This window comes from Candidatus Skiveiella danica, assembly GCF_022705245.1.
GTDB lineage: Bacteria > Pseudomonadota > Gammaproteobacteria > Burkholderiales > Burkholderiaceae_C > Skiveiella > Skiveiella danica.
The window spans coordinates 138,253-164,085 of the sequence record NZ_JAKJEW010000005.1 but is presented as its reverse complement, the minus strand read 5'-3'; the positions used below and the strand labels follow the sequence as shown (position 1 = coordinate 164,085).

Genomic DNA, 25,833 nt, shown 5'->3' with positions numbered 1-25,833 from the left:
CATCTTGCGCAGGATGTCGGCGCTGACCTGCTGGGCCGAGATTTTCTTGCCGCGCACTTCCACCCACGCGTCGCCGTTGTCGGCGGCCACGATGGAATAGGGCATCAGGTCGATGTCCTTCTGCACTTCCTTCTCGGTGAACTTGCGGCCGATCAGGCGCTTGATGGCGTACAGCGTGTTCTTCGGGTTGGTCACGGCCTGGCGCTTGGCGCTGGCGCCAACCAGCACTTCGCCGTCTTCCTGGTAGGCGACGATCGATGGCGTGGTGCGCGCGCCTTCGGCGTTCTCGATCACCTTGGTGGTGTTGCCTTCCATGATGGACACGCAGCTGTTGGTGGTGCCCAGGTCAATGCCGATGATTCTTCCCATGATGTTTCTCCGAGATCTGATGAAGTTTGGATGTCAATAACGTGTGGATAACTTGAGCGGTTTCAAGTCATTTTTATTTCGGCGCCGCAACCGTGACCAGCGCTGGACGCAGCACGCGCTCGGCGATGCTGTAGCCCTTCTGCAGCACGGTGACCACGGTGTTGGCTTCCTGGTTGGCCGGCACCATGCTGATGGCCTGGTGGTGGTGCGGATCGAACTTCGCGCCTGCGGTCGGGTTGATCTCCAGGACCTTGTTGCGTTCCAGCGCGCTCCTGAGCTGGCGCAGCGTGGCCTCGGCACCCTCCCGGATCTGCTCCGGCGTGGCACTCTGGATGGCCAGGCCGGCCTCCAGGCTGTCCAGGACGGGCAGCAGGCTTTCGGCAAAGCTCTCCAGCGCAAACTTGCGCGCCTTGGCAATCTCGTCCTCGGCGCGGCGGCGGGCGTTCTGCACGTCAGCCTGGGCGCGCAGGTACTGGTCGGCCAGCTCGGCGCTCTTGGCCTTCAGCGTGGCCAGTTCGGCCAGGGTCTGGCTCAGTGCGTCTTCGCTGGCGGCGGCCGCGGCTTCCAGTTCTTCGGGACTCGGTTCGCCCGTCAGCGGGGCAGGGGATTCAGGTTGGATGGGATCGGACATGCGGGTGTGGCGATGGATAAAGGGTGGCTTCGCGGAGGAAATTGGGGCGCTGGCCCCTGTTTCAAGGCATTGGCCGCCAAAAAGAGGCGCACTTTTGGAGGGGATGGCCGTCCATTCAGGTGCCGGGCGCCGGCATGTGGAAACGGCGGACGGGCCGGGCGCTTCGGGCGCGGCCGCTTGCCTGCGGTTTCGGCAGGCCGGCCGACGACGGGTCAGCCCTTGACGCCGAGCAGTTCGACGTCGAACTTCAGCGAGGCATTGGGCGGAATCACGCCGCCAGCGCCGCGGGCGCCATAGCCCAGCGCCGCGGGGATGATCAGGGTGCGCGCGCCGCCGACCTTCATCCCGGCCACACCTTCGTCCCAGCCCCGGATCACCATGCCGGCGCCGAGCGAGAACACGAACGGGTCGTTGCGGTCCTTGCTGGAGTCGAACTTGCCGCCCTGAACGCCGTCGTTGTAGAGCCAGCCGGTGTAATGCACGGTGACGCTCTGGCCTTTCCTGGCTTCGGCGCCTTCGCCCACGGTGGTGTCCAGGTATTGCAGGCCGCTCGGGGTGGTGATCATGGGGAATTCCTGTTGCTATTAGGTTGATAGCTTGATATGACCATCCTGTGCAGGGATGGGCCATAAAAAGCACTGAAAAAGGCCCTGAATTATGCCAGCACCGCACCCGGGCATCTGCTGCACGCCGGACCAGAAAAAAAGGACAGGCGAACCTGTCCTTGTGGCGCTCCCCGCAGGGAGCCTTATTTCTTGCGGGCCTGGCTGGCCGTCCACTTGGCGGCGAAGGCCTGCAGGTCGGACAGGCGCTTGAGCAGGTCGGCGCCACCGGCCGTCAGGTTGTAGCCCTTGTCGCCATGGCCGATCAGATTGGCTTCACGCAGCGCCTTCAGCCGGGTGTTCAAGGTGTTGGGCGTGATGCCGCCTACGCTGTCCTGCAGCAGGCGAAAGGTTTGCGGGTGACCATCCTTGAGAGCCCAGAGCACGCGCAGCGCGTAACGGGTTTCCAGCAGGGCCAGCAACTGGTTGATGGCGACGTTTTCTTTTGAACTCATGGGCTTGTACTCCTCGAATCGGTGGGATGGGCTGCAGGCCGTGTCCGCTTGCCAGCCTGTCAGGCGGTGCGACTATAGCGCAAATTTCTCGCTGCTACAAGTTTCATAGCTTGCCGGGCTGCGGCGTCTTGTCCGGGGGTGGCGGTGCTGCCGCGGTCGCGGGTGGCAGGTAGACCTTGCGCAGCAGCCGGATCAGGGTCTTGCGTTCGGCGGTGCTGAGTTGCCCGGTGGCTTCGTCCTCGAGGTTGCGCGCGGTGCACTCGGCGTCTCGCATCAGGGCCTGGCCCTCGGCCGTGAGGTGCAGGCCCAGGGCACGGCCGTCGCGTGGGTGCGGCAGCCGCTGGATCAGGCCGCGACGGGCCAGCGCGTTGACCATGCCGACCAGGTTCGGCGGCAGGATGCTCAGGGCGCTGCACAGCTGGCTCGAGGTGATGCCGGGGTTGTGAGTAATCAGCGACAGCACCGAAAAATCCACCGGCCGCAGACCGTACACCGCCATGCGCTGCAGGAACAGGCCGATGACCGAGAGCGCCGCACGCCGCGCGTTGTAGCCGACGAGGGTTTCCAGGTAGCTGGTGTCGACCGTGTCCACTGCGGCAGCTGCGGGTGGCGCGACGGCGCGCGCCTTTGCGGCGGCGATGGGGGGCGAGGTTCGGGTTCGGGTGGCCATTCGATGAAAGGGCGGACGATCGAGAATAACCGCGATCACCGGGCGGTCCAGCGTCAGCGCCGGGTCCGGGGCCGGAGTGCGCGTCAGTCTGTCCGGGCGGCCTCGCTGGCGGTGCAACGTGCCCGAATGATGGACGCGCGCATGTCGAACTCGGGCAGCACCCAGTGGCGCATGGCGCGCGCCGCCGGCAGCCACCGGCGGGCGCGGTCGGCGCCTTCGGCGGCCAACGTCCGCTCGATCCGGGCCCAGGCCCAGGCCAGCAGCGCGAGGGCTGTGGCGCGCAGGTAGTCGTCTGCGACCCAGAAGGCCAGTGCGCCGTCGCGGGCCGCGGCCTCGACCAGTTCCAGCGTGAGCTCGCCGAGCGCGGCAAACTGGCGCAGCGCCAGCGCATCCGGCGCATGGCTGGGATCCAGGTCGGCGCGCAGTTCGTTCAGCAGGCTCAGCAGCCCGGCCCCGCCGTCGGGCAGCACCTTGCGCACCAGCAGGTCGATGGCCTGGATCTCGTTGGTGCCCTCGTAGATCATGGCCACGCGCGCATCGCGCACGATCTGCTCGATGCCCCATTCGCGCACGTAGCCGTGTCCGCCGAACACCTGCAGGCATTCGCTGGCGCCGTAGAACGCCTGGTGCGTGAAGGCGGCCTTCATGACCGGCGTGACCAGGCTGCACCAGCGCTGTGCGGCGTCGCGGCGCCCGGCATCCGGATGGCGCTTGAGCAGGTCCAGCTCCAGCGCGGTGCGGTAGGCCAGCACGCGCCCGCCATCGATCCAGGCGCGCTGGGTGTCGAGGATGCGGCGCATGGCAGGGTGGTCCTGGATCAGGCTCGTGTCGCGCGCACCGGGCGCGCGCATCTGGCGGCGCTCTTTCGAATACGAATCCGCCTTTTGCCAGGCGGCGTCGAGCAGGCCGATGCCTTGCAGCGCCACGTGCAGGCGCGCGGCGTTCATCATGACGAACATGGCGTTCAGGCCCTTGCCGGGTTCGCCGACGATCCAGGCGGTCGCCTCGTCAAAACGCATCACGCAGGTCGGGCTGCCGTGCAGGCCCATTTTTTCCTCAATGCGCTCACAGACCACGGCACTGCGGTGGCCGTTGGCATAGAACTTGGGCACCAGGAACAGCGACAGGCCCTTCGGCCCGGGCGGTGCGTCGGGCAGGCGGGCCAGCACCAGGTGCACGATGTTGTCGCTCAGGTCGTGCTCGCCGCCGGAGATGAAGATCTTGGTGCCCGACAGGTGGACACTGCCGTCGGACCGGGGCACGGCTTTGGTGCGGCACAGGCCGAGGTCGGAGCCGGCGTGGGGTTCGGTCAGGCACATGGTGGCCAGCCATTCGCCGGTGGCGATCTTCCCGAGGTAACGCGCCTTCAGTTCGTCGCTGCCGTGGTGTTTCAGGCACTCGTAGGCGCCGTGCAGAAGGCCGGGCGCCATGGTCCAGCCATGGTTGGCGGCGCTGAGCATTTCGTACAGCGTGGCCTCCAGCACCGCCGGCAGGCCCTGGCCGCCGTCTTCCGCTGCGCAGGCCAGCGCCGGCCAGCCGGCCTGCCAGAAGGCCTGGTAGGCGTCCCGAAACCCCGGTGCCATGGTGACGCTGCCTGCTTCAAAGCGCGCGCCGATCTCATCCCCATCCCGGTTCAAGGGCGCGATCACCTCGCCGACGAACTTGCCAGCCTCGTCGAGCACCTGGCGCATCAGGTCCGGGTCCACCTCGGCGAAGGCGCCCAGGGCCTGCAGCTGGGCGGGCGCCTGCAGAACATTTGCCAGGATGAAGGCCATGTCATCGGTGCGGGGCTGGTACGGGTTCATTTTGCTACTCAAAATATAGCGTCAGAAGACCATTTGACGCTGGGTTATGGCTCTATATTTTCGAAATATCGGTGCTGGCTGCCCGGTGGCATGGCCTGGGCAGTTTCGCGGATGTGGCGCCCGGCGCCATGCCCGGGAAGACCTCAACGGCAGGAGAAGCTGGCGGCATCTTCGAGCGAGCCACTGCCCGCGTAGCGCGCCACGGTCGGGTAGGCGCACAGGGGGCGGGTGCGGCTGGCCGACCAATCTTTCGGCAGTTCGGCGTTCGCACCGCCGGCGTGGCCGGCGCCGCGCACGCTGGCCGGCACCGCCTGGGGCGCCACGCCCTGTTCCACCCATTGCACCAGCGGGGTCAACAGGTCGAACTGGTCGGCCGCCGGGCCGCCGCTGCAGTGGTTCATGCCGGGCACCGGGAAGTAGCGCGCGAAGTCCGCGGCTTTGCCGTCCTGCGCCTGGTCCAGACGCTCGATCCACCGGCGGGTGTCCTCGGCCGAGAACACGGCGTCGCTCACGCCGTGGAACAGCACCATCTTCGCCCCGCGTGCGCGCAGCGCCCCGAGGTTGACCGGGTTGTCCTGGCCCGGGGGCGTCATCAGCGACAGGCCGGATTCCCGGAAGGCGTCATCGGTGGCGCTGAACAGGGGCCAACGCGCGCTCACGTCTTCCTTGAGCGGGTCCACGCGCCCGGGTGGTACGCTGAACACCGCACCCACCGCCAACGGGTCCAGCGCCAGCGCATTGACGAACTTCCATGTGGCCCAGTTGGCGCCGGACACGCCGGCGTCATAAGGGAAGCTGACGTAGATCGGCTGGCCGGTGGCGGTTTTCGCACCGCTGAACACCGCCGCGACCACCTGCTTTTGCGCAACGGTCAGGCACTGGCCATTGCGTTCTCCCTGGCAGGTGGGCACATCTTTCTGCAGGTTGAATCGGGCCTGGCAGGCCTGCGTGGCCTGCACCATGCCGTCGCGCGCGCCGTCCAGCGCATCGCATTGTTCGAGGACCGCCGAGCTGAGCAACTGGCGCTCCTTCGGTGTGAACCCGCTGCCCAGATCGGCCAGGGTGGCCGAGGGGTTCATCGGGTGCGGGATGGTGGCGCCGGGCGTGCTGACGGTCGCCCATTGCTGGGCGCCCCACAGCTGCGCGAGCGCGGCGTTGGGCAGCCGGTAGCCAGGGGCGCCGACCAGATACCCATCGTATTGGTCCCCGAGGCGCGCCGCGGCCACCATGGCATGGCGCCCGCCGTTGGAGCAGCCGCCGATGTAGGAGCGGTCCGGCCCCTTTCCGTAGGCCGCCGCAATCAGACCCTTGGCCATGGGCGTGAGTTTGGCCACGGCCTGGTAACCATAGTCCAGCCGGGCTTGCGGCTCCAGGCCGAAAAACGGGGTCTGGGCGCCGGTGTGCCCGGCGTCGGAGCTGATGACGGCGAAGCCCTGCAGCAAGGCACCGGTGAGCGGACCGCCGCCCAGCGCGCCCTGTGCCGGCTGGACCGTACCGTCCAGCCCGCCATTGCCCTGGTAGTAGAAGCGGCCGTTCCAGGCCTGCGGCAGGCGCATCTCAAAGCCGATGGCATAGTCGCGGCCGTCGCTGCCCTTGCGCGGATGCATGCGCCCTTTGACCAGGCAATGCGCCGGAACCGGACTTGCACCGAGCTTCAGCGCGCCGGCGGCCTCCGGGGTGGCGGAGGTGACCTGCGTCTGGTCAAAGCGGAACTGGGTGGCCAGCGCCGCGCAGTTCTGCAAAGGCGCGCCGGTCGCTGCCTTCAGCGGCGCCGGTGTGGGTGCTGCTGCCGTGCCCGGCATCGTGCCGCAGGCGACCAGCATGGCAGCGGCAGGGAAAAAGCCCAGGCCTTGCAGCCAGAACGAGGGTGGATGCTTGGGCATGGAGTGTCTCCTTGTCTTCCACGGTGGGGCCGGTCTGCCGTTGGGCGGCTCAGGCTTCGGCCTTCTTGCGCGCCGCACCGAGGTAGGTGTCGATCACGCGCGGGTCGTGCGCCAGTTCCTCCGCCGGGCCGTTCAGCGCCACTTCGCCCATTTCCAGCACGTAGCCGTAGTCGGCGGTCTCCAGTGCGGCGCGGGCATTCTGCTCGACCAGCAGGATGGTCACGCCGGTCTTGCGCAGGTTCTCCACGGTGTGGAAGATCTCGCGCACCACCAGCGGCGCCAACCCCAGGCTGGGCTCGTCGAGCATCAGCAGGGAGGGGCGCGACATCAGCGCGCGGCCGACGGCGAGCATCTGGCGCTCGCCCCCGGACAGGGTGCCGGCCAGCTGGGTGCGCCGCTCCTTCAGGCGGGGGAACAGCGCATAAACCTGCTCCAGTCCATCACGCCAGCGCTTGTTTCCCAGGCGCATCTGACGATAGCCCCCCAGCACCAGGTTGTCTTCCACGGGCATGGTGCCGAACAACTCACGCTTCTCGGGAACGAGGGCGATGCCCAGCATCACGCGCTCTTCCAGCGTCAGGTCGCCGATGTTCTGGCCATCAAATTCCACGCGGCCCTGGCCAGGCAGGATCCCCATCAGGGTGTTGAGCAGAGTGGATTTGCCGGCGCCATTGGGGCCGATCACGGTGACGACGCTGCCCTGCGCTGCTTCCAGGTTGATGCCATGCAGGACCTCGGCGCGACCATAGCCGGCGTGCAGGTCGGTGACTTTGAGCAAGGGGTGGGTCATGTCAGTGTTCCGTTCCCAGATAGGCCGCGCGCACGGCGGGGCTGGCCTGAATTTCCTCGGGTGTGCCCTGGGTCAGCAAGGTGCCGAACTCCATCACCACCAGGTGGTCGCACACGTCCATCACCAGGTCCATGTCATGCTCCACGAGCAGGATGCTCATGCCTTCACTTTGCAGTTGGCGCAGCACCGCGATGAGGTCCTGTTTCTCTTTGTGCCGCAGGCCGGCAGCCGGTTCGTCCAGCAGCAGCAGCGCGGGGTCGGAGCACAAGGCACGTGCAATCTCCATCAGCCGTTGCGGGCCCATGGCCAGATTGCCGGCTTGCTCGTGCAGGTGCTCACCCATGCCGATGCGCTCGAGCTGACGCTGAGCCTCTTTCATCATGCGCTGTTCTTCCGACTTGTTGATGCGCAGCATGGAGCCAATGACGCCGCTGTGTCCGCGGGTGTAGGCGCCCATGGCAACGTTCTCAAGCACCGTCATGTCGGGAATCATCTTGACGTGCTGAAAGGTGCGCGCCATGCCCTGGCGAGCGATACCCCGTGCCGGCAAGGTGCTGATGTCCTGACCCCGAAACAGCACGTGCCCACGGGTCTTGGACAGGGTCCCGGTGATCAGGTTGAAGGTGGTGGACTTGCCGGCGCCGTTGGGGCCGATCAATCCCACGATCTGCCCGGCATCGATCTGAAAGCTGATGTCGTTCACGGCGATCAGGCCGCCGAACTGCTTGCGGATCTTCTCCACCTTCAGCACCGACTCACCTCTGGCCGGCTTGCTGCGACTGGGCAGGTTTCCGGCGTTCTGCCAGTCGACCTTGCGCGGTGCGTCCGGAAGATAGCGGGCGACCAGCGACCACAGGCCGTCGGGCAGGTACTTCAGGACCAGCACGATGGCGACGCCGAACACGATTACCTCGTAGCTGCCGCTGGTGCCGATCAAGGCGGGCAGGGCGACCTGCAGGTAGTCGTCCAGCAGTTTGATGAGTCCTGCGCCGACAATGGCGCCCCAGACATAGCCGACACCACCCACCACGGTCATGAAAAGGTATTCAATGCCCATCTTCAGACCGAAGGCTGAAGGGTTGACCGTGAGCTGGAAATGCGCCAGCAACCAACCACCGATGGAAGCCAGCAATGCCGCGATCAGGAAAATGCTGACTTTGTAGCGGAAGGTGTTGATGCCCATCGCTTCAGCCATTTGCGACGCACCCTTGAGAGACCGGATGGCGCGCCCAGGGCGCGAATCCAGCAGATTCAGGAGTGCCGCTGCGCCGGCCAGCAGGATCGCCCAGGTCAAGACGAAAAACAGGCGTCCCTGCCCGATATCCAGGCTGCCGACCGACAAGCTCTTCAAGCCCTGCAGGCCGTCGTATTTTCCCAATGGCGCCAGGTTGCCCATCAGATAGTAAAGCGACAGTCCCCAGGCAATGGTGGCCAAGGGCAGGTAGTGCCCGGACATGCGCAGGGTGATGGCCCCCACGATCAACGCGCTGGCGGCAGTGATGGCCAGACCGACAAACAGGGTCAGCCACGGGGACATGCCGGTATTCAGTGTCAGCCATGCCGTCGTGTACGCGCCAATCCCCACAAAGGCCGCCTGGCCGAAGGAGGTCAGTCCTGCGACGCCGGTGAGCAATACCAGACCCAGGCACACCAGCGCATACAAGCCGATGTAGTTGAGCTGCACGATCCAGAAGTCGGGCAAGGGCAGCAAGGCCAGGACCGGGATGGCGATGGCCAGCAAGACCAGGGCGAGATTCTTGATCTTCATGTCAGTGGTCCTCGTCGGAGTGACCGGCGCGCAGCGAGCGCACGAGGAGAACGGGAAGGATGATGGTGAACACGATCACTTCCTTGAAAGCGCTGGCCCAGAAAGCACCAAAGGCTTCGACGATGCCCACGAACAGGGCACCCAGCAGCGCGCCGGGGTAACTCGACAGGCCGGCAATGACCGCGGCGACAAAACCCTTGAGGCCAATCAGGAAACCGGAGTCGTAAAAGACCGTGGTCGTCGGCCCGATCAGCAATCCTGACAAGGCGCCGATGAAGGCCGCCATCAGGAAGGTCAGCTGCCCTGCGCTGTGGCTGGAAATGCCCATCAAGCGGGCGCCGGTGCGGTTGACGGCCGTTGCCCGCAGGGCCTTGCCGCGCAATGAGCGCTCGAAGTACAGCCACAGCAAGACAATCAGCGCCAGAGACACTGCAAAAATAATCACCGTCTGGCCGGAAACCGCGACGGGGCCGAGATTGAATCGCTCGTCCCAGAAGGGCGGGTTGCGAAAACCCTCGGCGCCAAAAAACAGCAGACCCAGGCCGGTCATGGCGAAATGCACGCCGACCGAAACGATCAGCAGCACCAGGGGCGGCGAGGATTCGAGCGACTGGTAGGCCACGCGGTAGACCAGGGGGCCGAAAGCGGTCACGATGGCCACACTCAAGGCCGCCTGGATCCACAGTGAAAACTGTTGCGGTGCGGCCCAGATGGACAGGCCCGACACGATGACCGGAAAAATCAGGGTCTTCAAAGTGGCCTTCAAGGCACGTCCAGGATGTCCGCTGTGGCGCCAGAGCGCAACGCCTTCCATCAGAGCGGCCAGCGCCGCCATGATCAACAGAAGCCATACCGTTCCGGGTATTTTTCCGGTTTGCAGCATGGCCAAGGTCAGCGCGCCATAGGCGACGAATTCGCCCTGCGGAATGAAGATCACCCGGGTGACGGTGAACACCAGCACCGTGGCCAGTCCCAACAGGGCATAGATGGCGCCGTTGGTCACGCCGTCCAGCATCAGGATGCTGGCTATCGAGAAGTCCATGAAGGGCCTTTTTGGGGAATGCAAGAACGGTCGGTGAAGCACCGGAAAACCGGCAGGGGCGTTGCAACAGGTATTGCACCGCCCCTGGGGTCAAGGTCTTACTGGACGATGAACTTGCCGTCCACGACCTTGGTCATGACGCCGGTTTCCAGGGTGTAGCCGTCATGGTCCTTGGCGGTCCAGTTCATGACACCATGGGAAAACACGGTGCGCCCCATGGTCTCCAGACCGTCACGAATACCCATGCGGAATTCGGGCGTACCCGGCTTGGCACTCTTCATCGCCACCGGAATCACTTTTTCCATGGCAATCTGGAAGTCGTAGGCATGGCCCGCAAACTGGTTGCGTGAATTGGCGCCGTTCGCTTTTTCGAAGTTGGTGACAAAGTTGATCGCCTGCTTCTTCGACGGGTGGCTGTCTGGCAACTGGTCGCCAAGCAAGGCCGGACCGGAGACGACGAAGGTGCCTTCAACCGTCTTGCCACCGATGCGCATCAAGTCAGGTGTGGCGGCGGCATGGGTCTGGTAAACCTTGCCCTTGTAGCCGCGTTCGGCCAGCGCCAGTTGCGGCATCGCCGCGCCGGAGCCGGAGGCAACGACCAGGATCGCGTCAGGATTGGCAGCCGTCAGCTTGAGGGCTTGAGGGGTCACGCTGGTGTCGGTGCGGGCAAAACGCTCCACGTCGACCATCTTGATACCAGCCTTGTCCAGCATGGGACCCATGTTGGCCAGCCAGCCTTGGCCGTAGCCGTCGGCATAACCCAGGAAGCCGACGGTTTTGACACCTTGCTTTTTCATGTGCTCGACCACGGCGTGGGCCATCACTTCAAAACCTTGCGGCAGGCGGAACAGGAACGATTCCTTGTCGCCCTGGGGTGGCACGGGCGCACCGGAAACCTGGGCTGTCTTGGCTTCGAAAGCGATGGGTACTACGGCAGCCGAGGTCGGTGTCAGATTTGCGCCAAAGATGACATCGACCTTGTCCTCGGTCACAAAGCGGCGTGCATTGGCGGCTGCTTTTCCAGGATCAGAAGCGTCATCGAGGATGATCAGTTCCACCTTTTCGCCGGCAATCGTCTTGGGGAATAGGGTGAGCTGCTTTTGCATCGGGATGCCCAGGCCGGAACCCGGACCGGTCAATGAAAGGCTGACGCCAATTTTGACATCGGCAAAGGCGGCTGTGCCGGCCGTGGCGGTGATGGCCAAGGCCAACAGGGTTTTCTTGAAGTTCATGCTTGTCTCCTGATAAAGGTGGGTTGAAGAAGCGCGGGGGGACAGGGAAAAAGTCAGCTGCACAGGGTCTTGATGTCCTCGGGCACGGGGATCGCCTTGATGCGGTCGGGCTCGCCCTCGGGGTGGACCACGAAGGCGCGCGTCTCGCGGCCTTCGCACAGCACTGTGTCGCCACGCATGACCACGTGCTTCTGCACGAAGGTCTTGGCGGCCCAGGATTCGATACTGGTGTGCACGTGCAGCGTCTCGCCATAGGTGGCAGGGCGCATGAATTTGGTGTGGATCTCCAGCAGCGGCGTGCCGATGATGCCGGTGGTCTTCTTCAGCTCGCGCCAGGGCGGCACGCCGCAGTCCATGAAGAAATGCAGCGAGGCCGCGTCCATCCACTTCGAGAAGTTGGGGAAGAACACAATGCCGGCCGGGTCGCAGTCGCCGAATTGCACCTTGATCTCGTAGACGGAAGATTTGCTCATCAGAATGTCCGGAAAAGTTCAGCGCGGGGCCATGCGCAGCGCGCCGTCCAGGCGGATCACTTCGCCGTTCAGGTGGGTGTTGGTGACGATATGCGCAGCCAGTGCCGCGAACTCTTCGGGTTTACCCAGCCGCGGCGGGAACGGGATGCTGGCCGCCAGGGAGGCCTGCACCGGTTCGGGCAGCGTGCGCATGAGCGGGGTGGAGAACAACCCCGGCGCGATGGTGCAGACGCGGATGCCGTGCTGCGCGAGGTCGCGCGCCATCGGCAGCGTCATGCCGACCACACCGCCCTTGGAAGCGCTGTAGGCCTGCTGGCCGACCTGGCCGTCGAAGGCCGCCACCGAGGCGGTGAACACCATCACGCCGCGTTCGCCGTCATCGAGCGGATCGAGCTTCGCGCAGGCGGCGGCGAACAGGCGTGCCGCGTTGTAGGTGCCGATCAGGTTGACGTTGATGATGCGGGCGAAGTCTTCCAGCGGCGCCGCGTTGCCGTCCTTGCCAATCACGCGCTTGGCCGCGCCGATGCCAGCGATGTGGGCCAGGATGCGCGCGGGGCGGTGCGCGGCGGCGGCCTGCTCAATGGCGGCCTGCAGGCTGGCTCCGTCGGTGATGTCGCACTGAATGGCCACGCCGCCGATGTCGGCGGCGACCTGCTGCGCATTGGCCAGGTTGATGTCGAGCACGGCGACCTTGGCGCCCAGGCGGGCGAGTTCGCGGGCGGTGGCCTCGCCGAGGCCCGATCCGCCGCCGGTGACGAGGGCGGCCTGTCCTTGAATGTTCATCTTGAGACTCCAGTTAACTATTGAAGTGATAGCAATCTATGACCGTTCTACGCTGGGATCATGCCAATTTGGACTTGAAATCAGAGCGGCGGACCGGTTCAGGCTGCGTCCGGGTTCTCCAGCAGCAGGGCGATGCCCTGGCCGCCGCCGATGCAGGCGCTGGAGACGCCGTAGCGCAGGCCGGCGCGCCGCAGTTCGCGGGCCAGCGTGATCGTCAGGCGCACGCCGGTGGCCGCCAGCGGGTGGCCCAGCGCGATGGCGCCGCCGTTGACGTTGAGCTTGTCCAGGTCCAGGCCCAGTTCACGGCCCACGGCCAGGGTCTGCGCGCCCTGGGCCTCGTTGATCTCGAAGCGGCCGATGTCGTCCAGTTTGAGGCCGGCGCGCTCCAGCAGGAGCTGGATGGCGGGGGCCGGGCCGATACCCATGATCTCCGGCGCCACCCCCACCACGGCTGCTGCCACCACACGGGCCAGCGGCTTCTTGCCCTCGGCGCGGGCATAGGCGCCCGAGGCCACCACGGCGGCGGCGGCCGCATCGACCAGCGCCGAGCTGTTGCCGCCGGTCTGCACGCCGCCCGGGTACACGCTGCGCAGCTTGGCCAGGACTTCGACGGGGGAGATCCGGGCATGTGTGTCCAGCGCGACTTCGGTGAGCTTGCCCTGCAGCTTGATGCCGCGGGTGGCGTAGCCCTCCAGTTCGAAGGTCTCGGTGACCACGGGCACGATTTCGCCGGCGTGAAAGCCGGCCTGTTGCGCCGCCACCGCCTTGGCAAAGGAGCTGGAGGCGAAGACATCCACCTGTTCGCGGGTGATGCCGTACTTTTTGGCAAGGTTCTCGGCGGTCTGGATCATCGTGATGCCGGCGGCCGAGTCGTTCAGCGCTTCCCACAGGAAATCCTTGAACTCCACCGGCGCGCCCAGCTTGAAACCGGTGCGGTGCGTGAAGGCGGCGATCGGGTTGCGCGTCATGGACTCGGCGCCCGTGAGCAACGCCACGTCGGCGCAGCCGCTCTCGATCTGCTCGCCGGCCTGGCGGAACAGCTCGAAACCGGTGCCGCAGATGCGCTGGGTCATCAGCGCCGGCACGGCCTGGGGCACGCCGGCGTACAGGCTGATGTGGCGCGGCAGCATGAACTGCTCGTAGTCGCCGGGCGCCATGTTGCCGGTGATCACGGTGCCGACGTGCTCGCCCGGGACGCCGGCGCGCGCCAGCACCGCGCGGGCCGCCTTGATGCCCAGATCGGTGGGGGAAATGTGGCCCAGCGAGCCACAGTAGTCCACCATCGGCGTGCGCACGCCGTCGAGCATCCAGACGTCCTTGAACGCGTTGAAGAATCCTTTGCGGGAGGCGGTCATGGGGGTTCCTTGAAATGCGTTGAAATGGATCGGGCGGGTGGGCCCGCTCAGTGTGCGGGCTTGAGCATGCCGGGCAGCGTGTCGGCGTGCAGCGCCTCGACGATGGCGGCGCGATGGGTCAGCACGGCGCGCTGGTTGATGGATCCCTTATCGGTGATCTCGCCGCGGTCGATAGTGGGCGGCTCGGACAGCAGGCACAGACGGGAAATGCGGTTGGCGCTGCCAGTTGAGCTCTCGGACAACTTGTCCAGCATGCCCTGGAAGCGCGCATGCACCCCGGCGCTGGCCAGCACCTGCTCCACCGGGGCGTCCGGCGGCAGGCCGGCCAGGTCGCGGCAGGCCAGCACGTTGGGGAACACCATGGCGCCCACCTCATGCATGTTCAGGCCGGTGATGACCACGTCCTGGATGTAGGGCGCCGCGACCGCAATGAGCTTGCTGCGCAGCGGGCCCACGCTCACGAAGGTGCCGGTGGCGAGCTTGAAGTCCTCCGCAATGCGGCCGTCGAACTTCAGGCCCAGATGCAGGTTGTCCTCGTCGATCCACTTGACCGCGTCGCCCGAGCAGAAGTAGCCCTCTTCGTCGAAGTGCTCGGCAGTCTCGGCAGGCGCGCGCCAGTAGCCGGGCGTGATGTTGGGGCCCCGGTAGCGCACCTCGGACTTGCCTTGCAGGTCGACCAGCTTGATCTCCAGGCCCGGCGCCGGCACGCCGAGATCGCCCGCCTTGACGTTGGGGTTGGTGACGAACAGGCCGAAGGGGCCGGACTCGGTCATGCCCAGGCCGGTGCTCATCACGATGCGCTCGCCGATCTCGCGCTCCTCGGATTCGTACAGGCTGTCCCAGACCGGCTGGGCCAGCGCGGCGCCCGCATAGAAGAACATGCGCACGCGCGAGAGCAGGTTGCGGCGCAGCGCGTCGTCGGTCTTCATGGCCGTGGCAATGGCCTCGAAGCCGGTGGGCACGTTGAAGTACACCGTGGGACCGATTTCGCGCAGGTTGCGCAGGGTCTCATTGATCAGCGCCGGCGTGGGCTTGCCGTCGTCGATGTACATGGTGCCGCCGTGGTAGACCACCATGCCGAAGTTGTGGTTGCCGCCGAAGGTGTGGTTCCACGGCAGCCAGTCCACCAGCACGGGCGGCGCCTCGGCCAGCACGGGCATGCTCTGGGCCATCTGCTGCTGGTTGGCGCACCACATGCCCTGGGTGTTGATCACGGCCTTGGGCAGCTTGGTGGAGCCGCTGGTGAACAGGAACTTGGCGATGGTGTCGGGCCCCGTCGCCTGCATTGCGGCGTCCACGGCGGGCGTGACCGGCGTGGCCAGCAGTTCGGCAAAGCTCGTGCTGGCGCGGTCGGGCACGGCGCCAGCGGTCAGCACCACTTCCAGGTCTGTGCCGACGACAGCGCCAATCGCGCGGCCATAACGGGCGCCATCCGCGGCGAACACCAGGCCAGGCGTCACCGTCTCGAGCACGTGGCGCAGTTTGGAGAAGTCGGTGCTGACCAGCGAGTACGGGGGCGAGGTCGGCACGTAGGGCACACCGGCCACCAGGCAGCCCAGCGCCAGCAGCGCGTGCTCCAGATCGTTTTCGGACAAGATGACCACCGGCCGTTCCGCACTCAGTCCCCGGTTGATCAGGCCTTGGGCGATGGCGCGCGCGCTGGACCAGGCTTCGCCGTAAGTCACATGGCGCCAGTCGCCGGAGCTGCCGTCGGCCCGCTTCACGCGCCGCGCCATGAAGGTGCGCTCGGGCGCCGTGTCGGCCCAGTGCTTCAGGCGGTCGGTCAGGCGCGCCGGATGCTCTTTCAGGGCCTGCTCGGCCTTGAGATAGCGAACGCCGGGCGCGCCGTCGCGCACCACCACGCGGGTGACGCCAAAGGTCAGGGGGCGGAATTTCGGTGCGGTCATGGGATGGGTGTCTCCGTGGCGTTCGTGTTCGCGCGAGGGTGTCGGGCTGAACATCAGGCCTTCTGGACCTTGGCGGCGCGTCCTTCCAGGAAGGCACGCACGCGGCTCTTGGCCTCAGGGGCGCTTTGCGCGATGGCCGACATCAGCGCTTCGGTCATGAAGCCGTGGTCGGCCGGCTGCTCCGCAATGCGCGGCAAGGCGTGCATCAGCGAGTAGTTGGTCAGCGGGGCGTTCTGGGCGATGCGCTGCGCCAGCTCGAAGGCCTTGTCGAATGCGGTGCCGGTGGGCACCAGGTACTGGGCCAGGCCGATGCGCTCGCCGTCGGCGGCGTTGTAGACGCGGCCGGTCAGCATCATGTCGGTCATCCGCGATACACCGATGAGGCGGGGAATGCGCACCGAGCCCCCGCCGCCGACAAAGATGCCGCGCGAGCCTTCGGGCAGCGCATAGAAAGTGCTGTCATCCGCCACGCGGATGTGGCAGGCGCTGGCCAGTTCCAGCCCGCCGCCGACCACCGCACCGTGCAGCGCCGCGACCACCGGCACCGGGCCGTACTGCACGCGTTCCAGCGCGACGTGCCAGGCCCGCGAGTGCAGCATGCCCTGGCCGGCATCGCGCTCGGACAGTTCCGAAAGGTCGAGACCGGCGCAGAAGTGTTCGCCTTCGCCGTCGATCACCGCCGCGCGCACGGTGGCAGGCATGTTTTCAAAGGCCTTGCGGATGGCCTCGACGAGGCCGTCGTTGAGGGCGTTGCGCTTGGCGGGGCGGGTCAGGCGGACGATGGCCACTGCCTGCTGCTCGCCACGGATCTCGATCGAAAGGTCTTTGCTTTTCATGCTGTGCTGCTCCTGTGGTCCGGAATTATGATTATGAAAAATAACTAGTTCAAGACGTTCATGCAGTTGATTTCTCGGTGTTTACCCTATGTGGTGCCAGGTAGTCGGGTGCTGTGGCGGGCCCAAGATCCGACGGTTGACGGCACATCCGATGGATAGAAGCCTGGGTGGTGCCGGCATTCGCTTTCGCGCGGCCGGGACACCCGCCGGGCGCGGTGTTGCCGTGGTGGAACAGGGGTCTGCCATGCATGGCAGACCCCTGTTGGGCCGCCCGCCCGGCCTCTGCTTTCGTGGGGGTCTGAAAACCGGCGAAAATACTGGGTTGGCAGACGCTTCGATGTCTGCATGCGACCGCTATTTTTTGCCGCAACCCACCCGAGTGCCCTCCGTGACCCACGCTAATTCCAAACCCCATGACCTGCAACAGCTCGACGCCCTGACCGGCGGCGCCTTCACGGCCGCCACCTCGGGTGACCGGGCCGCGCGCATCCGTGAATGGCTGGCCACCGCGCCGGCGCAGGACCTGATGCAAGAGGTGTTCAAGGAACTCAGCGTCAAAGACAAGGGCGCTGCCCGTCCCCTGCGTGAAAAGCTTGATGAATTGCGTCGTGCCAAGACGCAGGACGCGCTGGCGGCCGACTGGGCCACCCGCGGCCAGGTCCTGCTCGATACGCCTCGCCTGAACATTGCGGACGCCATGGCCTGGCAACGCGATGCCGCCAAGGCGGGCGCACCGCTGTCGCGCGAGCCGCTGGCTTCGCTGAAGGCGGCGCTGTCCGAGCGCATCAAAGTTGTGGAAGATCTGCAAAACCAGGCCATGGTCCAGCGCGAGGCCGCCGTCCTGCTGGCACAGCGCATCGAACTGCTCTCCACCAAGGGCTGGAAGGATGCCCAAGCGGTGGCCGACGCCCTTCGCACGGATGTGACGCACTGGCAGGCCCAGGCTGATGCGCTCGAAGGCGACGCCAACTGGTCGTGCGTCGATACCAAGTACACCCCGATGATCGAATCGTCGCGTGCGCAGTTGCTGGTGGTCTGGGATGCGTTCAGTGCCGCGCTGGGGCAAGCTGTGGCGGCCGACGCCGACCCCGCCGCGCCGCTGCCGCCGGTGCCGGTGTGGGCCGACCAGTTGCGCGCCGCGCGCGGCCTGCCGGTGGAGGCCGCTGCCCGACCGGCCAAGCCAAAGGTGGATCCGGCCGTGCGCGAGGAGCAACGTCAGAAGGCCGCTGCTGCCGTCACGCCGGTGCTGGAGAGAGTGGAACAGGAAGTCAGCGAAGGGCACGGCAAGGCCAGCGCCGGTGCGGCGGCCGCTTTGCGCAACGCCTTCAAGGAGCATGGGCGCCATCTGGATTCGGCCCTGGAAGCGCGCGTGCATGCCGCGCTGGGCGCCGCTGGTGAACTCGAAGGCTGGCAGCGTTGGCGCGCCGATCAGCTGCGCGAAGAGCTCGTGGCCAAGGCGGAAGCGCTGCTGCAACGCAAGCCCAAGGTCAAAGTGAAGCCGGCGCGTGCGGGCGCGGCCACTGAAGTGGCCGCTGCGGAAACGGCGGACGCCGACGCCGCTTCGCCGACAACGGAACCGGCTTCACCTGCCTCCGATGCAGTTGCCACCGGCGCTGCGCTCGACAACGCGGGGCCTGAGTTCGAGAGCGCGGCACCAGAAGGCGAACCAGGCGTTGAGGTCGCCGCCGAAGAGGCTGTGGACACCCCTTCCGCGACCGAAGGCGCTGTGCCGGAGCTCGGCAAGGACGCCGGGCCCGATGCTGCTGTTGTTACGAGCGAGGCGGCGCAGGGAAAGCGTGAACCTCTCCGCGCGGCCCGTCCCCCCAAGGGCGAGGACGCGGCGCCCGTGCCCGTCATGGGCGGTCGCAAGATGCAGGAAACGTTGCGCCAGCTGCGTGAGCAGTGGAAAACGGTGGACCAGGGCGGCGTGCCCAACCATGCCCTGTGGAAGCGTTTCGACGAAGCTTGCAACGAAGCGCACAAGGTGGTGGAAGTCTGGCTCGACAAGCTCAAGGCCGAGGCTGCGGCGCACAAGGCGCAGCGCATGGCGCTGATCGACGAGCTCAAGGCCTGGACGCAGCGCAATGTGGAGCGCACCGAGCCCCATGAATGGAAGGCGTTTTCGCGGGCGTTGCACCAGTTCTCCGATCGCTGGCGCGATGCCGGCCATCTCAGCGAGAAAGCCTTTGCCGAGTTGCAGCCGCTGTGGAAAGCCACCATCCATGCCGCGGCCGCGCCATTGGAGGCCGCACAGAAGGAGAGTCTGGAGCGTCGCCATGCCATGATCGAGGAGGCCAAGGTGCTGGGCGCCGCGCCGGTGCTGCGCATCGATGCGGTGAAGGCGTTGCAGCACCGCTGGCAGGCCGAGGCACAGAGCGTGCCTATGGAGCGCAAGTCCGAGCAGAAGTTGTGGGATGCGTTCCGCAAGCCGATCGACGATGCCTTCAACCGCAAGACACAGGAACGCGAAAAGGCCGACCAGGCGCTGGGCCAACGCGATCGCGTGGTGCTCGACGCCGCCAAGGCCCTGGAAGCGGCCAATGCCAGTGGCGATGCCCAGAAGATCAGGGCCGCAATGACGGCGCTGGACGCCGCCCTGCGCGGACAAGCCCAGGCCGCGGCCGTGGTGGCCCAGATGGCGCCTACGCCGGCAGAAATTGAACAAAAACAGGCCCTTCCCAGCGTCAACGGGTCAGAATCTGCTATCGAAACAGGAGAAATGCCTGCCTCGCCGACGACCGCCGAGACTGGCACGGATGGCGGATCCGAGGTGCAGGCTGCACCCGCAGACGCGGACGTGCAGGCCGCTGCTCCCGCCGAGGCGCCCAAGCCCGCGCCCAAGCGCGTGATTGCCATGCGGGGTGATGACCGGCCCGGCATGAAGAAGGCCGAGCCTGCAGTGGCGGGCCGTGGCGGCAAATTCGGCGACCGCAAGGACGGCCCGCGCGGCCCCGGCCGTCCGGGCGACAACAAATTCGAACCGCGCCGCGACGACCGCGGTCCCGGTGCACGCGGTCCGCGAGAGGATGATCGGGGTGGGCGCTTCGGCGGCCGGCCGGCGTTTGAAGATCGGGGCCCGCGTCTGGGCGACACCGCCTTCCGGGCCCAACGCGAGGCGCTGGAGCATGCCGAGGCTGCCTTGCGCAAGCTGGCCGCTCAGGCCCATGGCGAGGCTCTGACCAACCTGTTGGCAGCCTGGCAGCATCGCAAGGCTGACGAGGTTCCGGGCCAGCAGGAGCTGGGCCGAGCCGTCACGCCGGCGGTGCGCGGGGCCTGGGTGCAAGCCGTCGCGGGCGAGCCCAAGGGCGACGCTTCGGAAGCACTGCTGCGCCTGGAGATGGCTGCAGAACTGCCCACCCCTGCGGAACACCTGGATGCGCGGCGGGCCTTGCAGCTCAAACTGCTGACCCGTCGCAATGACCCGACGCCCGCTCAGACCTGGGGCCAGGATGCCGCCGCCGTGCTGGCCAGCCCGTTCGACGCGACCCAGGCGCGACGGGTGCAGAACGTGCTGAAGGCGTTGCTGAAGGGGTGATCCGTTCCCGGTGTCGTGCACCTGAGAGGCCACGCACCGGCCATCAGGTGTGCGGGCCCGAATCCATCGGTCCCTGAAGGACCGTTGGGACCGCGCCGGAATGTGCCGGGACGGAGCTTTCAATCGAAATCAACACGACCCCAGCGTCGCAAGGTCGTAGTCTGCTATCAAATCAGGAATAGCCGGACTTAAGAAAGTCTTCATCCGTGCGCGGCATCATGCCGGCATGACACTGATCACCCATCCTTCACGCCATCCGGCGACATTGATCGCGGCCCTGCTAGGGGCGGCGGCGGCACTCGGTCCGTTTAGCGCCCGTGCCTCCGACACCAGTGCGGCAACCCAACTGGAGCGTTGGCAGGTACAGGCCGCTGCGCCGGGCAGCGTCGAACGTGGCAAGGCCTTGTTCACCAGCAAGCACGGCGGCGACCTCAGTTGCGCGTCCTGCCATGGCACGCCGCCCACCAGCCAGGGCCGGCACGCCTCCACCGGCAAAGTGATCGAGGCGCTGGCACCAGCTTTCAACCCGTTGCGCTTTACAGACACCGCCAAGGTGGACAAGTGGTTTGCCCGCAACTGCAAGGACGTGCTTGCCCGCGAGTGCAACGCGCTCGAAAAAGCCGACGTGCTGGCTTACCTCGCCAACCTGAAGCCATGAAGACCTTTCAAGGAGAAACCCGATGAAACGCAGATGCAATGCGCTGCTGGCGGCGTTGGCCCTCATCGTGCCCATGGCCTGGGCCGATGGCGTGCCGGTTCCTCGCCAGGCGCTGCCGTCCTACGCGCAGGAGTGTGGCAGCTGCCACATGGCCTTTGCGCCCGCTTTGCTGCCCGCGCCTTCATGGCAACGGATCATGAATGGGTTGGGCCGGCACTACGGAACCGATGCGTCGCTGGACGCGGCGAGCGCCCAGAAGATCGGCGCTTGGCTGCAGGCCAACGCCGGCACCTACAAACGGGTGCGCGAGGAGCCACCGCAGGACCGCATGACCCAGTCCAACTGGTTCCTGCGCAAACACCGCGAGGTGGCACCGGACGTGTTTCGCCGCGCCAGCATCAAGAGTGCGGCCAACTGCACTGCCTGCCATGGCGGCGCCGATCAGGGCAATTTCAGCGAGCACGCCGTTCGCATTCCGAAGTGAGGACACCATGAACATGACGAGCACGACTTTTTCTTCGCCTGCAGCCCGACCGGCCACCCGTCGCACGGTGGATGCGCCCACGCGGGTGATGCACTGGCTGATGGCCTTGAGCTTCCTGGGCGCCTACCTCACGGCCGACGGCGAACGCTGGCGCCTGCTGCACGTGACCCTGGGCTACACGCTGGCGGGGTTGCTGTCGTTCCGGGTGGTCTGGGGCCTGATCGGGCCGCGTCACGCGCGGCTGTCGGCGCTGGGCCGCAAACTGCAGGCGATGCCGCAATGGCTGGCGGGACTGAGGTCCGGCACCATCAATGTACGGCTCGGTCAGAACCTGCTGCTGTCGCTCAGCGTCGTGATGCTGCTGGCGCTGATCGCACCGCTGACACTCAGCGGCTACGGCACCTACAACGAATGGGCGGGCGAATGGTTGGAGGACGTGCATGAATTTTTCGGCAACGCGCTGCTGGCCGTGGTTCTGGCCCACGTGGCCCTGATTGCGGCCCTGAGCCTTCTGCGCCGCAAGAACCAGGTCACCCCCATGCTGACGGGCCGGGTCGAGGGTTCCGGGCCCGATCTGCTGAAGAGCGATCACTATCCCGTGGCGGCCTTGTTGCTGGCCGCCGTGCTGGGATTCTGGGCCTGGCAGTGGCAGCAGGCGCCTGCGGTAGGTACTGGCGGGACTGGCCAGGGCGCGACCCTGTCCAGCGGCGGGCGTGACGCCCCGGCCCGCGATGGCGCGTACGATGGGCGACGCGCCCCCAAACACGGCGAACGGCACCACGACTGATCCAACACCATGCGCATTCTCCTGGCCGAAGACGATGAATTGCTGGGCTCCGGCATCAAGGCTGGCCTGACCCAAAAGGGCTTTCACGTGGACTGGGTCCGCGACGGCGTGGCCGCGGAGCGAGAACTGCTTACCGGCGAGCACCAGGCGGTGGTGCTGGACCTGGGCCTGCCACGCCAGGATGGCATGGACAGCCTGAAGGCGGCGCGCGCACGGCGCATCGCCACCCCGGTGCTGGTGCTGACCGCGCGTGATGCGGTTTCCGCCCGCATCGAAGGCCTGGACGCCGGCGCGGACGACTACCTGGTCAAGCCGGTGGACCTGCACGAACTCGCTGCGCGGCTGCGTGCGCTGGTGCGTCGCGCCCATGGCCAGACGCAGAGCCGGCTGACGGCGGGTCCCGTGACGCTGGATCCGGCCGCGCATCAGGTGTGGCTCGACGGCGCGCCCGTGGAACTGTCGGGGCGCGAATATGATTTGCTTCAGGTGTTCATGCTCAATGCCGGGCGCGTCCTGAGTCGCGAACAGATCGAGCAGCACCTTTACAAATGGGGGACCGAAGTGGCCAGCAACACGGTCGAAGTCCACATCTACAACCTGCGACGCAAGCTGCGGGCAGAATTGATCGAAACCGTGCGCGGCGTGGGCTATGTGCTGCGCCGTGACGGTTCCCCGGTTGGATGAGCCGTTCCACCGCGCCTGCGTCCGGAACCCGCCTGTCCCTGCAGGCGCGCCTGCTTGCCACGGTGCTCGGCGTCATGAGTGTGGTGTGGCTGGCGGTGGCCGCATCCACCTGGTATGACACCGGACATGAGCTCGACGAATTGCTGGACGCCCATCTGGCGCAAGCCGCCGCTTTGCTGGTGACGCAGCGTCTGGATGATCTGGAAGGCGACAACTTTCCGCCGCCGCCGACCTTGCACAAGTACCAGACCCGCGTGGCCATCCAGGTCTGGCATGAGGGAAGACTGGTCGTTCGTTCGACCAACGCTCCCGAAGCGTCACTGGCCAGCGGCGATGTGCCGGGCTTGCGCACTTCGATGGTCGAAGGGGACGCCTGGCGGGTGCTGACGACGCCCGGCCGCGAACCGGACGTGGTGATTCACGTCGGCGAACTGGAATCGGCGCGCCATCACATCCTCATGGCCAGCCTGCGCAGCATCGGCCTGCCCATGTTGCTCGCGCTGCCGCTGCTGGCTCTCGGCATCTGGTGGGCTGTGCGCGGGGCTGTGCGGCCGTTGCGCGCACTCGGGCAGGCGGTGGCGGCGCGCCGGCCGCAGGCGCTGCAACCCCTGTCAGTCCATGCCGTGCCGCGGGAGGTGGCGCCATTGGTGACAGCCCTCAATGGCCTGTTCGAGCGCATGACCGACTTGCTGGAGTCGGAGCGGCGATTCACGGCCGATGCGGCGCACGAACTGCGCACCCCGATCGCCGCCATCCGGATGCAGGTGCAGGTGGCTCAAGAAGCCCCATCGGACGCAGGGCGTGAACAGGCGCTGGCGGCCACATTGCAGGGGTGTGACCGTGCGGCGCGGCTGGTCGAGCAGCTGTTGCAACTGGCCCGCCTGGAGAGTGAAGCGTCTTATGGCGAGGGCCCGGTGCGACCGGGGCCTTCATCGGCGGACATGGCTGCCACCGCGCGCGCCCTGGTGGCCGAGTTCGAACGACAGGTGACGGCGCGTGGCCAGCGACTGGTCCTGGATGCCGCCGCCGCCGTGCCTTCTCCATTGCCGGCGGCGCTGGCACAGGTTCTGATGCGCAATCTGATCGACAACGCCGTGCGCTACAGCCCCGATGGTGCCCTGGTGCGGATTTCGGTCGGCTGCTCGCCTGAAGGGGGCGCGGGGCGGCTGGTGGTAGAGGATGGCGGCCCGGGGCTCACGCCCGATGCCATGGCGCGGCTGGGTGAGCGCTTCTTCCGTGTGGTCGGATCGCCACAGACTGGAAGTGGGTTGGGATGGTCCATCGTTCGCCGGCTGGCCCGCTTGTTTGAACTTGACCTTGTTGTGGATCGCAGTGCGGCACTGGGTGGACTGCGCGTGACGGTGTCCTGGAAGCAGGATGGGCGGGTGCACCAAGCTTGATGTTGGTCAATACTGGTGGAAAGGTTACGATATTCAATCGTGATACTTTTCACGGCACAGGAGCGGGCAATGCGCACAGACATGTTTCAGCAATCGCTGGAGGACCTCAACGGCTCGACCGCCGATATCGAGGCCTCCGCGCTCATTTCAACCGATGGTCTGATGATTGCCTCGGCCCTGCCCAACGGCATGGACGAGGACCGAATCGGTGCGATGTCCGCAGCCCTGCTCTCTCTTGGTGACCGCACCGCGCGCGAGCTGGCGCGTGGCAACCTGCAGCGGGTGCTGGTGCAGGGTGAACGTGGGTACGTGATCATGAGTTCAGCCGGCCCGGAAGCGGTGCTCACGGTGCTGGCCAAGCCGAACGCGAAGCTTGGCCTGATCTTTCTGGACATCAAGCGGGCCGCGGAGACGCTGTCCAAGCTGATCTGATGGAGGCCATGATGGGACTTCCCGATATGGCCCGGCCCGCGGAACCTTCCAGCGAGTCGCGCCTGACCTATACCGACGGCAGTTCGCGCACCGTCTACGCAACCGACGTGGAGAAGCCCTTCCCGGAGGGGCGCCTGATCGTTTCCCGCACCGATCTCAACGGCATCATCACGCACGCCAATGACGCCTTCGTCGAGATGAGCGGATGGGCCCGCGAAGAGTTGATCGGCGCGCCGCACCACATCCTGCGACACCCTGACATGCCGAAGATCGCATTCAAGGGTCTTTGGGACGACATCGCCGCTGGCAAGAAGTGGCACGGCTATGTCAAGAACCTGCGCAAGGATGGCGCTTTCTACTGGGTCTATGCCACGGCGGTGCCCAATATCCGCAACGGTGTGATCGTGGGCTACACCTCGGTGCGCCGCAAGCCCTCTCGCACGCGCATCAATGAACTGGTGCCGGTGTACGCGCAGTGGCTGGCTGAAGAAAAGGCCGCATCATGACCCTAAATTTCCTGATCGCCCCTGACTTTGCGCCCGAACGCTTCGCCGGCTGGCACATGCTCAACACCACGCTGCAACGGCGTTCCGGCATCGGACTGCATCTGCTGACGCCCGTCAGCGCGCACGAGCAGGCCGAGCTGCTTTCTGCCGGAAAGGCCGACCTCGTCTACGCCAACCCCTTCGACGCGACCGACATGATCCGCACGCAGGGCTATATCCCCTTCGCGCGGCCCGCCAAGCGGTACGACGAGATGGTCATCGCCACGGGCGCTGAATCCGGTCTGACCCATGTTGAGGACCTGAAGCCCGGTTGCCGCATTGCGCTGACCGAGAATCGGGACGTCAAACTGATCGGGCTGCGGCTGCTGGAGCCGGCCGATCTGACCGAAGCCACCATCCAGTGGGTTCCTGTGGACAGCTACCAGGCGGCGGCGCGACTGGCCATCAAGGGTGAGGTACAGGCCGCTTTTTTTCTTGCCGACGCCTACGCCTCACTGACCCGCATGTCGCGCAGTCAATTGCGGGTGCTGGTAGAGAGCGCCATCAGCGACATCTCGCATGTGGTGCTGGCCCACCCCCGAGTGGGCGAGAACCTGCCCGCCATCGAAAAGGCTCTGCTGGGCCTGGGCCAGGCGCCGGGTGACAACGAAGTGCTCGACGCACTGGGCCTGCCCAACGGTTTCGAGGCGATGAACCAGGAAGAGGCCGAGTTCATGATCGACCTCATGGATACCCTGCTCGACTGA

Annotated in this window: 25 protein-coding genes; 9 read left to right on the top strand and 16 right to left on the bottom strand. The window is 66.2% G+C overall.

Annotated features, from left to right (window positions below; all coding sequences use genetic code 11):
- From ACMUOY_RS04830 to ACMUOY_RS04755, 16 genes are all read right to left on the bottom strand, one after another.
- On the bottom strand, positions 1-369 hold a 369-nt coding region (locus ACMUOY_RS04830), incomplete at its 3' end, for an Hsp70 family protein (protein WP_413891560.1).
- Between the two features lie 73 nt (positions 370-442).
- On the bottom strand, positions 443-1,000 hold the full coding sequence (gene grpE / locus ACMUOY_RS04825) for a nucleotide exchange factor GrpE (protein ID WP_413891559.1): 558 nt from the start codon (positions 998-1,000) through the stop codon (positions 443-445).
- Between the two features lie 212 nt (positions 1,001-1,212).
- Entirely contained in the window at positions 1,213-1,566 is a 354-nt protein-coding gene (locus ACMUOY_RS04820; protein WP_413891558.1) for an FKBP-type peptidyl-prolyl cis-trans isomerase, read from the bottom strand.
- Positions 1,567-1,748: 182 nt separating this feature from the next.
- Positions 1,749-2,057 (bottom strand): winged helix-turn-helix transcriptional regulator, encoded by a 309-nt coding sequence (locus tag ACMUOY_RS04815; protein ID WP_413891557.1) that lies wholly within the window; start codon positions 2,055-2,057, stop codon positions 1,749-1,751.
- 103 nt (positions 2,058-2,160) lie between these two features.
- Complete coding sequence (locus ACMUOY_RS04810) at positions 2,161-2,727, bottom strand: MarR family winged helix-turn-helix transcriptional regulator (protein ID WP_413891556.1); 567 nt, start codon at positions 2,725-2,727, stop codon at positions 2,161-2,163.
- Positions 2,728-2,810: 83 nt separating this feature from the next.
- Positions 2,811-4,532, bottom strand: coding sequence for an acyl-CoA dehydrogenase family protein (locus tag ACMUOY_RS04805; RefSeq protein ID WP_413891555.1), 1,722 nt, complete (start codon positions 4,530-4,532; stop codon positions 2,811-2,813).
- A gap of 143 nt (positions 4,533-4,675) precedes the next feature.
- Positions 4,676-6,355: a tannase/feruloyl esterase family alpha/beta hydrolase gene (locus ACMUOY_RS04800; RefSeq protein ID WP_413891563.1), complete on the bottom strand. Its 1,680-nt coding sequence runs from the start codon at positions 6,353-6,355 to the stop codon at positions 4,676-4,678.
- 109 nt (positions 6,356-6,464) lie between these two features.
- A complete protein-coding gene (locus ACMUOY_RS04795) occupies positions 6,465-7,205 on the bottom strand; it encodes an ABC transporter ATP-binding protein (RefSeq protein WP_413891554.1) in 741 nt (246 codons plus the stop codon).
- 1 nt (position 7,206) lies between these two features.
- Entirely contained in the window at positions 7,207-8,973 is a 1,767-nt protein-coding gene (locus tag ACMUOY_RS04790; protein WP_413891553.1) for an ATP-binding cassette domain-containing protein, read from the bottom strand.
- A 1-nt stretch (position 8,974) separates the two neighbouring features.
- Entirely contained in the window at positions 8,975-10,015 is a 1,041-nt protein-coding gene (locus ACMUOY_RS04785) for a branched-chain amino acid ABC transporter permease (RefSeq protein ID WP_413891552.1), read from the bottom strand.
- Positions 10,016-10,113: 98 nt separating this feature from the next.
- On the bottom strand, positions 10,114-11,247 hold the full coding sequence (locus ACMUOY_RS04780) for an ABC transporter substrate-binding protein (RefSeq protein WP_413891551.1): 1,134 nt from the start codon (positions 11,245-11,247) through the stop codon (positions 10,114-10,116).
- A 53-nt stretch (positions 11,248-11,300) separates the two neighbouring features.
- Complete coding sequence (locus ACMUOY_RS04775; protein WP_413891550.1) at positions 11,301-11,720, bottom strand: acyl-CoA thioesterase; 420 nt, start codon at positions 11,718-11,720, stop codon at positions 11,301-11,303.
- An 18-nt stretch (positions 11,721-11,738) separates the two neighbouring features.
- Positions 11,739-12,503, bottom strand: a complete 765-nt coding sequence (locus ACMUOY_RS04770) for an SDR family NAD(P)-dependent oxidoreductase (protein ID WP_413891549.1) — start codon at positions 12,501-12,503, stop codon at positions 11,739-11,741.
- Positions 12,504-12,601: 98 nt separating this feature from the next.
- A complete protein-coding gene (locus ACMUOY_RS04765) occupies positions 12,602-13,858 on the bottom strand; it encodes a thiolase family protein (protein ID WP_413891548.1) in 1,257 nt (418 codons plus the stop codon).
- A gap of 47 nt (positions 13,859-13,905) precedes the next feature.
- Complete coding sequence (locus tag ACMUOY_RS04760; RefSeq protein WP_413891547.1) at positions 13,906-15,765, bottom strand: feruloyl-CoA synthase; 1,860 nt, start codon at positions 15,763-15,765, stop codon at positions 13,906-13,908.
- A 53-nt stretch (positions 15,766-15,818) separates the two neighbouring features.
- Complete coding sequence (locus ACMUOY_RS04755; protein ID WP_413891546.1) at positions 15,819-16,601, bottom strand: crotonase/enoyl-CoA hydratase family protein; 783 nt, start codon at positions 16,599-16,601, stop codon at positions 15,819-15,821.
- Positions 16,602-16,938: 337 nt separating this feature from the next.
- On the opposite strand from ACMUOY_RS04755, the gene ACMUOY_RS04750 reads away from it, so the two are divergent.
- From ACMUOY_RS04750 to ACMUOY_RS04710, 9 genes are all read left to right on the top strand, one after another.
- On the top strand, positions 16,939-20,136 hold the full coding sequence (locus tag ACMUOY_RS04750; protein WP_413891545.1) for a DUF349 domain-containing protein: 3,198 nt from the start codon (positions 16,939-16,941) through the stop codon (positions 20,134-20,136).
- 226 nt (positions 20,137-20,362) lie between these two features.
- A complete protein-coding gene (locus ACMUOY_RS04745; RefSeq protein WP_413891544.1) occupies positions 20,363-20,794 on the top strand; it encodes a DUF1924 domain-containing protein in 432 nt (143 codons plus the stop codon).
- 22 nt (positions 20,795-20,816) lie between these two features.
- Positions 20,817-21,278: a diheme cytochrome c gene (locus ACMUOY_RS04740; RefSeq protein ID WP_413891543.1), complete on the top strand. Its 462-nt coding sequence runs from the start codon at positions 20,817-20,819 to the stop codon at positions 21,276-21,278.
- 7 nt (positions 21,279-21,285) lie between these two features.
- Entirely contained in the window at positions 21,286-22,065 is a 780-nt protein-coding gene (locus tag ACMUOY_RS04735; protein WP_413891542.1) for a cytochrome b/b6 domain-containing protein, read from the top strand.
- Between the two features lie 9 nt (positions 22,066-22,074).
- Positions 22,075-22,749 (top strand): winged helix-turn-helix domain-containing protein, encoded by a 675-nt coding sequence (locus tag ACMUOY_RS04730; RefSeq protein ID WP_413891541.1) that lies wholly within the window; start codon positions 22,075-22,077, stop codon positions 22,747-22,749.
- A complete protein-coding gene (locus tag ACMUOY_RS04725) occupies positions 22,746-24,149 on the top strand; it encodes an ATP-binding protein (protein ID WP_413891540.1) in 1,404 nt (467 codons plus the stop codon). Before ACMUOY_RS04730 ends, ACMUOY_RS04725 begins: the two co-directional genes overlap by 4 nt.
- Before the next feature lie 69 nt (positions 24,150-24,218).
- Positions 24,219-24,581 (top strand): roadblock/LC7 domain-containing protein, encoded by a 363-nt coding sequence (locus ACMUOY_RS04720; RefSeq protein WP_413891539.1) that lies wholly within the window; start codon positions 24,219-24,221, stop codon positions 24,579-24,581.
- Positions 24,582-24,592: 11 nt separating this feature from the next.
- A complete protein-coding gene (locus tag ACMUOY_RS04715; RefSeq protein WP_413891538.1) occupies positions 24,593-25,087 on the top strand; it encodes a PAS domain-containing protein in 495 nt (164 codons plus the stop codon).
- Positions 25,084-25,833 carry a phosphate/phosphite/phosphonate ABC transporter substrate-binding protein gene (locus ACMUOY_RS04710; protein ID WP_413891537.1) on the top strand — a complete coding sequence of 250 codons (750 nt, stop codon included), beginning with the start codon at positions 25,084-25,086 and terminating at the stop codon, positions 25,831-25,833. Before ACMUOY_RS04715 ends, ACMUOY_RS04710 begins: the two co-directional genes overlap by 4 nt.